We start from the raw sequence: 9,863 nt of genomic DNA on the forward strand, positions 1-9,863 counted from the left end.
ATGGGTCCAGACTTGCTGGCGTCCGCCAAAGCTGCGGGTCTCGGATGTGAGTTCCATAAGCCTACCGTCCTCGTTTGAGATCCTGAAACAGGCGTTCGAGCCCGTTGAGAAAGTTCGACCGGTCGCGGGGGGCGAACGGCTTGCCGCCGCCCCCTTCCATGGTTCCGGCGCTGCGAAGATCCGTCATCAGATCGCGCATGGCGAGTTTGGACCCGATGGAGTGCGCGTCAAACTCTGTCCCGCGATGGTCAATCGCCTTGCCGCCCGCCTTCAAACACCGGTCGGCCAGGGGAATGTCCCCGGTGATGCAGATATCGCCCGGACCAATGCGTTCGGCGATCCAGTCATCGGCGGCGTCCGCGCCTTCGGGCACGATCACCAGCTCTGCCCACGGGCTTTGCGGGCGGCGAAGGCCGCCATCGCACACCAGCTTGACTGAGGTGCGATGGCGTTCGGCCACCTTGATCGCCTCATCCTTTACCGGACAGGCATCAGCATCGATGAAAAGGGTCAGCCTAGAACTCCACGACAGAACGGATGCTTTCGCCGGCATGCATCAGGTCGAAGGCGGTGTTGATGTCATCGAGCGGCATTTTGTGGGTGATCAGGCTGTCGATATCGATCTTGCCTTCCATGTACCAATCGACGATCTTGGGAACGTCGGTCCGGCCGCGTGCGCCCCCGAACGCAGACCCTTTCCAGACCCGGCCTGTGACCAGCTGGAAGGGACGGGTGGAGATTTCTTGACCGGCCTCGGCCACGCCGATGATGATGCTTTCGCCCCAACCGCGATGGCAGCATTCGAGCGCCTGACGCATGACGTTCACATTGCCGGTGCAGTCAAAGCTGTAATCCGCGCCGCCGCCGGAAATGTCGAGAATGGCCTCGACCACCTTGTCCATGCCGATTTCGTTGGGATTGATGAAGTCGGTCATGCCGAACTTTTCGGCATGGGCGCGCTTTGAGGGGTTGATGTCGATGCCGATAATCTTGTCCGCGCCGACCATGCGCGCGGCCTGGATGACATTCAGGCCGATGCCTCCGAGGCCGAACACGGCGACGTTCGCGCCCGGCTCGACGCCCGCGGTGAAGATGACCGCGCCCACGCCCGTGGTGACGCCGCAGCCGATATAGCAGACCTTGTCGAACGGCGCGTCCTCGCGGATTTTCGCCAGCGCGATTTCGGGCATGACGGTGAAGTTCGAGAAGGTCGAGCAGCCCATATAATGGTGGATCTTTTCACCGTTCAGGCTGAAGCGCGAGGTGCCGTCCGGCATCAGGCCCTGACCCTGGGTGGAGCGGATCGAGGTGCACAGATTGGTCTTCTGGCTCAGGCAGCTTTTGCACTGGCGGCATTCGGGCGTGTAAAGCGGGATCACATGATCGCCCGGCTTCACGCTGGTCACGCCTGCGCCGACTTCACGCACGACCCCAGCGCCTTCATGGCCCAGAATGGAGGGGAAGATCCCTTCGCTGTCCTTGCCGTCGAGGGTATAGGAATCGGTGTGGCAGACGCCGGTCGCCATGATCTCGACAAGGACTTCACCCGCGCGCGGCCCTTCAAGGTCCACCTCGTGAATCTCGAGCGGTTTGTTTGGGGCGAATGCAATTGCGGCGCGGGTCTTCATGAAAGCCTCCTCAAGCGATGGCGGTCTGATCGACGGCGTATGGCGTCCAAATACGCGTGCGAGCGGGTAGCTGCAAGGCGAGGCGCAGGATGAAATCAGGATATGCCCGAACGCGGCATTGAAATGCCCGGTCATTTAGGCACAGTGGTGCAACGCAACATGATCATTGGACGCCCTCATGGCCCACACCCCTGAATACACCGCCCTTTTGCTTGAAAACGTGCACCCGGACGCTGACAGCGCGCTGCAGACTGCCGGTCCGGTCACTGTTGAGCGCTTGTCGGGATCTCCCGATCGTTCGCAGCTGGATGCGGAGATCGCCAGCGCGCATGTGCTGGGTATTCGTTCGCGCACTCATGTGGACTCCGCCTTGCTGAACGCGGCCAAGGATCTTCAGGCCATCGGCTGTTTCTGCATCGGCACCAATCAGGTGGATCTCAACGCCGCCGCCGAGCGCGGCGTGCCGGTGTTCAACGCGCCTTTCGCCAACACCCGCTCGGTGGCGGAGCTGACTTTGGCGTCTGTGATCATGCTGATGCGGCGCATCCCCGAAAAGATGTTCGCGATCCAGCGCGGCGAATGGCTGAAAACCGCTGACGGCGCCAATGAAGTGCGCAAGAAGAAGCTCGGCATTATCGGGTACGGCAATATCGGCGCCCAGCTTTCGGTGCTCGCCTCGGCGCTGGGCATGCATGTCTATTATTATGACATCGCGCCCAAGCTGGCCCATGGCAATGCCCGCCCGATGGATACGCTCGACGGTCTTCTGTCTGAGTGCGACGTGGTCACCTTGCATGTGCCCTCCACCGCCCGCACCAAGAACATGATCGGCGAGAGCGAGATCGCCCGGATGAAACCCGGCGCGTTCCTGATCAATCAGGCCCGTGGGGACCTGGTGGATGTGGACGCCTTGGCGGCGGCGCTCAATTCAGGCCATCTCGCTGGCGCGGCGGTGGACGTGTTCCCGGTGGAGCCCAAGAGCAAGGATGAGCGCTTTGAAAGCCCGCTCACCCAGTGCGCCAACGTCATCCTGACGCCTCATATCGGTGGCTCGACGCTGGAAGCGCAGCAGGCCATCGGTCTGGATGCGGCGGGCAAGCTGGCGCGCTACCTCTATGAAGGGTCGACCACGTTTGCGGTGAACTTCCCCCATGTGGATCCCGGCCCCATTCAGCCGGGTCGCACACGCGTTCTCGCCCCGCACAAGAACCGGCCGGGCTTCCTGCGGCGTTTGAATGACACTGTGGAGCAGGTGGGCGCGAACGTCGCCGCGCAGTTCCTGCAAACCGAAGGCGATCTGGGCTATGCGGTCGCTGATCTTGAAGGCGATCTGCCGACGGACTTCCTGGATCGCGTTCGCGCTATCGACGGCACGATCCGCGCGCGCCTGATCAAGGGCTAGGGCATGACGCGGCGGGCTAGACCAGCCCGTCGCGTCCTGTAGCCTTCCAGTCCGCCATGAAGGAGTCCAGTCCCAGATCCGTCTGGGGGTGCTTGATGAGCTGATCGAAGGTTTTCACCGGCAGCGTCGCTGCGTCACAGCCGGCCAGGGCGGCGCCCTCCACATGCTTGAGATGGCGCAGGGAGGCGGCGAGGATCGAGGTTTCAAATCCGTACTGGTCATACATCGCCCGGATGTCTTCAAGCAGATTGATCCCGTCTGATCCGGCGTCGTCGATACGGCCGACAAAGGGAGAGATGAAGGTCGCCCCGGCCTTGGCCGCCATCAGCGCCTGGCTCAGCGAGAAACACAAGGTGACATTGGTGGGCACGCCTTCGGCGTGGAATTCGCGGCAAGCCTGAAGCCCCGCAGCCGTCAGCGGCAGCTTGATCACAACATTATCGCCCAGGGCGCGCAGCTTGCGACCTTCTTCGAGCATGCCGTCATAATCTGACGCCACCACTTCGGCGCTGACCGGGCCAGACACCGTTTTGGCGATCTCCTTGACGCGGTCAAACACGCCAGCCCCGGATTTCGCGATCAGGGACGGGTTGGTGGTCACCCCATCGATCAGACTGGCGCGAGCTTCAATCTCGGCGATTTCGGCGGTGTCGAGAAAGATCTGCATGAGCCACTCCGGTCAGTCATGAAACGTCGATATCTTGAACCAGCTTTAGTCCTCAATCATAACAGCACCATAAAACCGGTTTGGAAATGAGGAAGGCTGCATGGGCGCTGCAAACGCGGTCAAAACCTGGACGCATCAAACCCTGCCGCGGCCTCTTGTGAATTTCCTGTGGAATCTTGCAAGCGACGCCAGGGATTTGCCGGCCCGCTGGCGCGCGCCGGGCGAGCCGCGACCCTGGCGCGTCTGGCACAATGTGGGCGGCGGTGACTTCCATCAGATCGGCCACGCCTATTTCAGCTGGTTTCAACGTTCGGCCCGGCTTTCACCCTCCGCCCATGTGCTGGATATGGGCTGCGGCGCTGGACGGATTGCGTTTCGACTTGCGGAGCACCTGAACGCGCAGGGGCGTTATACCGGTTTTGATTTGTCCGAGCGGGCGCTTCGTTTCGCCCGCAATCATGTCACCGGCGAGGCGGACTTTGTCTTCGTGCGGGCCGATGTGCAAAGCCGCGAATATGGCGGCGCGGGCGAAAAGGCGACCGGGTATCGCTTTCCGGCCGACACCTCCAGCATCGACGCCGCACTTGCGATTTCGTTGTTCAGCCATTTGCTCCCCGAAGACGCCGCAGCCTATCTCAAGGAAGCCGGTCGCGTCCTGAAACCGGGCGGGCGCTTGTGCCTGACCGGGTTCATTGTGGAGCCGGGCATGGAGCTGTCAGGCGCGGTTCTGGCGTTGCAGCCCTTTCGCGACGGGGCCTGGGCGGCGGATCCGCGAGAACCTGAACGCGCGATCGGCTATGAGCGCGCCAAGTTTGAAGACTGGATGCGTCAGGCGGGGTTGAGGCTGGCTGAGCCTGTTGAGCCCGGACATTGGTCGACCCCTCAGCGTACGGGCGAGTTTCAGGACCGGATCGTTCTGGAACGGCTGCCGCTTTAGCGCCCGGAACTGAACAGGACCTCGCGGACCGTCCGCACCAGGATCACGACGTCACGCCACAAAGACCAGTTCTGGACGTAGTGGCTATCAAGCCGGGCGCGTTCTTCAAACGTGGTGTCGTTGCGACCATTGACCTGCCACAAGCCGGTCAGGCCCGGACGCACGCGCTGATAATCCAGCATCGCCTGACCATAACACTCTTGCTGATCCAGCGTCATTGGACGCGGCCCCACAAGGCTCATATCGCCCTTGAGCACATTGATCAGCTGCGGCAGCTCATCCAGGCTGGTCACGCGGAGCAAGCGGCCGACCGGTGTGATGCGCGGATCATCGTCGAGCTTTTGGTACGCGCGCCATTGCGCTTCGCGTTCGGGGTCGCTCTCCAGAATTTCAGCCAGGCGCGCTTCGGCGTTGACCACCATGGTGCGAAATTTCAAGCAGCCGAAAGGCCGGCCGTCTGCGCCCACACGTTGCTGGCTGAACATCACCGGCCCGTCATCCTTGCGGATGGCGACCATGATGAAGACCAGGACCGGGCTGAGAAACGCCAGCGCGCAGGCCGAGGCGATGATGTCAAAGCCGCGCTTGAGCATTTGTGCGAAGGGACGGTCCTGCGCATTGAACATGGACAGGATGACGCCGTCTTCGGGCGGGAAGCGGACCAGATCGAAGGATTCTCCGGAAATGGCGCCCAGGGCAGGGCGATAATAATAGGATGCGCCTTCTGCCGACAGGAGACGCGCCAGCCGTGCGGCGATGTCTTGCGTCGCCGCGTCCGGCGCCAGAAAGACGGGGCGCTGGACGAGCGGTGCGATCTGTTCAAGCAGCGCCGCGTCGCTGAGCTGGGCGAACGGCTCCAGCGCGAGACTGCGTTCGGCATGCAGACCATGACCCGCTTCGGAGCGGATGACGCTGTCGGGCGAGAGAGTCAACGCTTGGGGGGCCAGCACTGTGACCGGCTGAAGCCAGCCGCCGCTGACGGTGAACAGGGCGCGCACGCCAAGCCGCAACGCCAAAATCAGAAGCGGCACGCACAGCCAGGCCGCCAGGAGGGGCCAAGCGCCCGCCAACTCACCATAGGCGTAAAGGCCGGCGGTCTGGGCCAGACAGGCAAGGCCGCACGCCTTGAGGACCGGGCCTGCGACCCCCATCACCGGCTGTCGGCTGCGATAGTGTCCCTGGGCGTTGAACCAGCCCATGAGCAGAACGCCAGCGAGAAAGAAGATCGCCAGTTCGCCTTGAGCCGCGACGCCGCCGTTCAAGGCATGCAGCGCCTGAAGCGCAATGCCGGACAGGCTGATCGCGCTCATATCGGATAGAACGAACACCTGCACGGGATTGATCGAGCCCGTAGCGCGCGCAGGCGTGTATGACGGTGCGTGTGCATCAATCCGGGACGACATGGGCTCTCCTCGATCCACTGGCTCCGCTCTGCTGGCGGGTTTGAGTGTGAGGAGCAAGAATGGCGCCGCGCTGGGACGCGTTAATCAGGAGCGTCTGTCCTGTTCAGGAACGCTGCGAAAACACCCAGGGCGAGCGCGGCGTGATGCCATTCCTGATAAACGCCATATCCCAGCATGACGGTGACCAGCCAGATGCCGCCCACATAGGCCAGGCCCGCGATCTGATCCGTGTTCAAAGGGGCGCGGCCAACCGCGCGGGCTCCGGCGAACAGCGTAGCGGCGCAGAGCAAGGCGCCGATCGCGCCTGCATCCATCCAGATGTGCAGACCGGCGTTGTGCGCGTGGAGCGGCAAGCGGTCGATGATGATGTCCCTGTAGGGAACGGGATCCGCCATGACCCGCATGCTGTCAAGCCCATGTCCGATCAGCGGCGCTTGCCGGATTTGCTCCAGCACCGCTTTCCAGATTTCCAGCCGCCAGGCCCAGGACACTGGCAGGCCTTGCTCTACGCTTTCAGGCAGCAAGGCCAGCCCGATGCCCATGAACAAGGGCGCGCCCAACACCCAGACGCCAGCGCCCAGCAATATGACTTGCAAGGCTGTACGCGAGGCGAGCTGGGTCGCGGCGGCGGCGAGCAGGCCGAAGACAAGAGCCAGGATGTTGGCTTCGACATCAAAACTGGCTGACGCGAAAGCGGCCATGGCCAGAAGCGTCAGGGCCAGCCCGCGCCGCCAGGCGCCCTCTCGACGCCACATATACAAGGCGACAGGACCCGCCACCATCATGAAGGCGGTGGCGCCGCGTGACAGCGTGACCTTGGCGTTGCGAATGGCTTCTGCGGGATAGTTTGAGTCTTCCAGCTCAAGCTCGATCCAGCCGCCGATCAGGCCGCCCGTCAACGCTTCAATGAGAAAATAGCCCCCCGCGAGAAGTGACAAGACGCTGAGCAGCTTGGCTTGCCGTCCGGCTTCTTCATCGGTCAGGCGGCACGCAATATATGCGCCCATGACGAATAATGGGATCAGAAGCGCGAGCTTGTAAGCCTGGTCGGCACGCTCATACGGCGACCACAGATGTGAGGCGCATAGCCAGGCCACGCTCAGCACGCCCAGAAACGCCAGAGTCGGCGCACTCTTGAAGGACCGCCAGCCGGATACGAAAATGACCGGCGTGAAGATGAAGCCGATCAGCGCCATGGATGTGGCGAGCCCCAGGCCGCCCGCGGCGATAAAGACGGCGCTCAGCGTCAACAGCACTCCGAGGGTGACCGAGGAGAGACGCCATCGAGTCGTCACGGATTGAGAGCCTTCACGAAGTCTTCTGGCGACAGGTTCCAGGCCAGCAGCTCGCGCCCGTCAGCGGTCACCCGCACGGCGCTCATATGGCCAGTCTTGACCTTGGCCTCTTCGCTCGGGGCGGAATCCTTGGCCAGAAGTGCATGGAAATATCGCAGTATCCCGTTGGACGTCAGGACGAAGACAACCGTGTCGTCGTCGCGATCGCGCGTCACTGAATCCAGCACGCTGCGGGCATTGGCTTTGAGGGTTTCGACAGTGGGGCTCCAGCCTGCGCCATTGGGCGGAATAGAGCGCTCACGCCAGTCAGTGATGGCGCTTTCCCCCCAGCTCTCGGCGATTTCTGCGTCAGTCTTGCCGCCCCAGACGCCGTAATCGATCTCGCGCAAGCGGTCATCGATCTCGACCTCGCCGGTGAAGCCGCAAATCTCGCCGACCAGCCGGGCGCCGGTGCGGGTGCGCTTGAGAGGTCCGGCGATGATCCGGTCGGGCAGTTGATTGAGCGTGCGCAGGGCTTCACCCATGGCGCGTGATTGCTCGAGGCCTTTTTCAACGAGGGGAAGGTCTTCGTTCGCTCCGACCCAGACAGGCGTATCGTCCGGGCCGAATGTATTGCCATGGCGCGCCAGGATCAGCAGCATTTAGATAATCTCCCCTTCGCGAGCGATAATCTCCGCCGCGACGACGGCGTCCCGCGGCGAGTCCACAGAATAAGGCGTTCGGCCGCGATAATCGGTCAGCACGATCCGGATCGGGATGCCGTTTTCCAGCGCCCGCAATTGCTCCAGGCTTTCGGCCAACTCCAACGGACTCGGCTCCAGCGCCACTAGCTCGGACAAGGTGTCGAAGCGATAGGCGTACAGCCCGATATGCTTATAGATCGGCAGGCCTGTCTGTTCTCGTTTGAATGGAATGATGGCTTTAGAAAAATAAAGCGCATTCAGGGCCTTGTCGAATACGACCGTGGTGCCGCCGACTTCGCCGCGGCGTTTGGCTTCACTCAGTTTATCCAGTGCGTCCTCACTCAGCGCAACTGCGGGCGTGGCAAGCCGCAGGGTCGGGTCCGCCTTCATCGCGGCGGCGGCGGCGTCTACGACCCAGGGTGGGGTCAACGGCGCATCGCCTTGAAGGTTGACGATGACGTCGCCGGGCTGGGCGAAGTCGCGCACGGCCTCAAAGGCGCGCTCGGTGCCGTTCCGGCAGCTTTCCGGGGTCATCACGGCTTCACCGCCAAAAGCCTCCACGGCGTCAAGGATTCGCGCATCATCGGTGGCGACGATCACGCGGTCGATTGCGGGCGCGGCGGCGGCCAGTCGGCGCACGCGCTCGACCATGGGCACGCCAGCGATTTCATGAAGCGGTTTGCCCGGAAAACGCGTGGAGCCGTAACGGGCGGGAATAACGGCGATAACAGACATGAGGCGCCTATAAAGAACAGCAAAGCGGACAGGCTTGTTCAATGCCATGGCCCGCCGCTGAAGACCAGTGCGCGCGGTGAGCGCTCAAGGTCTTGGCCGAAGCGGTCTCAATAGGGTAGAAGGCCCGCTTCAAGAATTCATGCTGCCGCGCCTGGCAGCTCGCCATTTGCCTTCCGGAGGTTTCGACCATGGCCGGCCACTCAAAATGGGCCAATATCCAGCACCGCAAGGGTCGCCAGGATAAAGCTCGCGCCAAACTGTTCTCGCGTTTGTCCAAGGAAGTCATGGTCGCCGTGAAAATGGGCGGACCGGATCCTGACATGAACCCGCGTCTGCGCCTGGCGATTCAGAACGCCAAGGGCCAGTCCATGCCCAAGGACAATATCGAACGCGCGATCAAGAAAGCGGCGGGCGGTGATGTCGAAGAATATTTCGAGATCCGCTATGAAGGCTTTGGTCCCGCTGGCATCGGCCTGATCGTGGAAGCCTCCACCGACAACAAGAACCGCGCAGCGGGCGAAGTGCGCGCCGCCTTTTCCAAGAATGGCGGCAATCTGGGTGAAACCGGGTCTGTCAGCTTCATGTTCGACCAGGTGGGCGAGATCCGCTTCCCGCTCTCAGTCGCTGATGAAGAAGCCATGTTTGAAGCCGCGATTGAAGCTGGCGCTGAAGACGTGGTGCAGGAAGACCTGCTTGATGATGACGGCGAGCCTGCGCCCGAGCATGTGATCTATTGCGCGCGTGAGGACCTGGCCGAGGTCAGCTCGAACCTGCAAGAGCGTTTTGGCGACGCCAAGTCCGCCAACATCATCTGGAAGCCGCAAAACCTGATCGAAGTGACCGGCGACAAGGTGGCGACTGTGATGAAACTCATGGAAGCGCTTGAAGATCTTGATGATGTGAGCACCGTGTTCGCAAACTTCGACATTTCCGACGAAGACATGGCGAACCTCGAATAATGGCGGGTCAGTCGCGCCCCATCGTCATCGCCGTGGATGGTCCGCTCGCTTCGGGCAAGGGGACCATTGCGCGGGCGCTCGGGGCGCGTTTCGGCGTGCCGCATCTGGACACGGGCGCGCTCTATCGCGCTGTGGCGGTTTCAATGCTCGAGCA

Annotated in this window: 11 protein-coding genes; 4 read left to right on the top strand and 7 right to left on the bottom strand. The window is 62.3% G+C overall.

All coding sequences use genetic code 11. The features are described from left to right. Positions 1 to 61: 61 nt before the first annotated feature. Together B3M53_RS10570 and B3M53_RS10575 are read right to left on the bottom strand one after the other, a co-directional pair. Complete coding sequence (locus tag B3M53_RS10570; RefSeq protein WP_273020110.1) at positions 62 to 553, bottom strand: YaiI/YqxD family protein; 492 nt, start codon at positions 551 to 553, stop codon at positions 62 to 64. Beyond that, positions 516 to 1,628: an S-(hydroxymethyl)glutathione dehydrogenase/class III alcohol dehydrogenase gene (locus B3M53_RS10575; RefSeq protein ID WP_273020109.1), complete on the bottom strand. Its 1,113-nt coding sequence runs from the start codon at positions 1,626 to 1,628 to the stop codon at positions 516 to 518. Before B3M53_RS10575 ends, B3M53_RS10570 begins: the two co-directional genes overlap by 38 nt. A 178-nt stretch (positions 1,629 to 1,806) precedes the next feature. On the opposite strand from B3M53_RS10575, the gene serA reads away from it, so the two are divergent. Then, positions 1,807 to 3,030: a phosphoglycerate dehydrogenase gene (serA, locus tag B3M53_RS10580; protein WP_273020108.1), complete on the top strand. Its 1,224-nt coding sequence runs from the start codon at positions 1,807 to 1,809 to the stop codon at positions 3,028 to 3,030. A gap of 16 nt (positions 3,031 to 3,046) precedes the next feature. On the opposite strand, the gene fsa is transcribed toward serA, so the two are convergent. After that, positions 3,047 to 3,697, bottom strand: coding sequence for a fructose-6-phosphate aldolase (gene fsa, locus B3M53_RS10585; RefSeq protein WP_273020107.1), 651 nt, complete (start codon positions 3,695 to 3,697; stop codon positions 3,047 to 3,049). A 100-nt stretch (positions 3,698 to 3,797) separates the two neighbouring features. Between fsa and B3M53_RS10590 the strand changes: the two genes are divergently transcribed. Next, entirely contained in the window at positions 3,798 to 4,634 is an 837-nt protein-coding gene (locus tag B3M53_RS10590; RefSeq protein ID WP_273020105.1) for a class I SAM-dependent methyltransferase, read from the top strand. Here B3M53_RS10590 and B3M53_RS10595 read toward each other — a convergent pair. From B3M53_RS10595 to kdsB, 4 genes are all read right to left on the bottom strand, one after another. Continuing rightward, positions 4,631 to 6,037, bottom strand: a complete 1,407-nt coding sequence (locus B3M53_RS10595) for an exopolysaccharide biosynthesis polyprenyl glycosylphosphotransferase (RefSeq protein ID WP_273020103.1) — start codon at positions 6,035 to 6,037, stop codon at positions 4,631 to 4,633. The two genes, B3M53_RS10590 and B3M53_RS10595, sit on opposite strands and share 4 nt — an antisense overlap. A gap of 80 nt (positions 6,038 to 6,117) precedes the next feature. Further along, positions 6,118 to 7,332, bottom strand: a complete 1,215-nt coding sequence (locus tag B3M53_RS10600) for an O-antigen ligase family protein (RefSeq protein ID WP_156861368.1) — start codon at positions 7,330 to 7,332, stop codon at positions 6,118 to 6,120. Further along, positions 7,329 to 7,973 (bottom strand): histidine phosphatase family protein, encoded by a 645-nt coding sequence (locus tag B3M53_RS10605; protein ID WP_273020101.1) that lies wholly within the window; start codon positions 7,971 to 7,973, stop codon positions 7,329 to 7,331. Before B3M53_RS10605 ends, B3M53_RS10600 begins: the two co-directional genes overlap by 4 nt. Further along, positions 7,974 to 8,750, bottom strand: a complete 777-nt coding sequence (gene kdsB, locus B3M53_RS10610) for a 3-deoxy-manno-octulosonate cytidylyltransferase (RefSeq protein ID WP_273020099.1) — start codon at positions 8,748 to 8,750, stop codon at positions 7,974 to 7,976. A 188-nt stretch (positions 8,751 to 8,938) separates the two neighbouring features. On the opposite strand from kdsB, the gene B3M53_RS10615 reads away from it, so the two are divergent. Together B3M53_RS10615 and B3M53_RS10620 are read left to right on the top strand one after the other, a co-directional pair. Continuing rightward, on the top strand, positions 8,939 to 9,709 hold the full coding sequence (locus B3M53_RS10615; protein WP_022700419.1) for a YebC/PmpR family DNA-binding transcriptional regulator: 771 nt from the start codon (positions 8,939 to 8,941) through the stop codon (positions 9,707 to 9,709). Further along, on the top strand, positions 9,709 to 9,863 hold a 155-nt coding region (locus tag B3M53_RS10620), incomplete at its 3' end, for a (d)CMP kinase (RefSeq protein ID WP_286800388.1). The genes B3M53_RS10615 and B3M53_RS10620, both read left to right, overlap by 1 nt.

Origin of the sequence: Oceanicaulis sp. UBA2681, assembly GCF_002354675.1 — a bacterium.
GTDB classification, from domain to species: Bacteria; Pseudomonadota; Alphaproteobacteria; order Caulobacterales; family Maricaulaceae; genus Oceanicaulis; species Oceanicaulis alexandrii.